At 73.8% G+C, this 507-nt stretch carries 1 protein-coding gene; it reads left to right on the forward strand.

Annotated features, from left to right (window positions below; translation table 11 throughout):
- Positions 1–425, forward strand: a 425-nt coding sequence (locus tag EOE65_RS17890; protein ID WP_476739127.1) for a beta/alpha barrel domain-containing protein, incomplete at its 5' end; no start/stop codon positions are given.
- Positions 426–507: the final 82 nt, after the last annotated feature.

A 507-nucleotide genomic window follows, 5' to 3' on the forward strand; every position in this document is an offset into this window, starting at 1 on the left:
TGGCAGTGCGCGCCGGCGGTGGCGTGATGCACCGGCTGGGCCTGTCAGAGACCCTGCTCGTGTTTCCGGAGCACCTGGCCTTCGTCGGGCACGACGATCGTGCCGCGACGCTCGCGGCGCTCAGGCGCAGCCAGCCAGAGAAGCGGCTCGTGGTCGACGTCGGCAGCGAAGACGACGCGCTCGCGATGGCGCTAGCCGGGGCCGACGTGCTGCAGCTCGAACGCTTCACCCCGGACCGGCTGGCGGCGCTGCGGCAGACGCTGCGCACGCAGGGCCTGCAGGCCCAGCTCGCTCCCGCGGGGGGCGTCACGGTGGCCACCGCAGCGGCCTTTGCCAGCGCAAGCGCCGATTTCCTGGTCACCTCCGCACCCTACTTCGCGCCGCCCGCCGACATCAGTGTGTCATTGGGCCCGGCTGCGGGCTGAGGGCGGCCTGCGCCGGCGCTCGGCTGGCATCGGCGGCTTCGAGGTGCGCTCGCCCTGATGACCAGGCCCGGCGGCCTTGGCC

Origin of the sequence: Neptunomonas marina, from assembly GCF_004005935.1 — a bacterium.
GTDB classification, from domain to species: Bacteria; Pseudomonadota; Gammaproteobacteria; order Pseudomonadales; family Balneatricaceae; genus Neptunomonas; species Neptunomonas marina.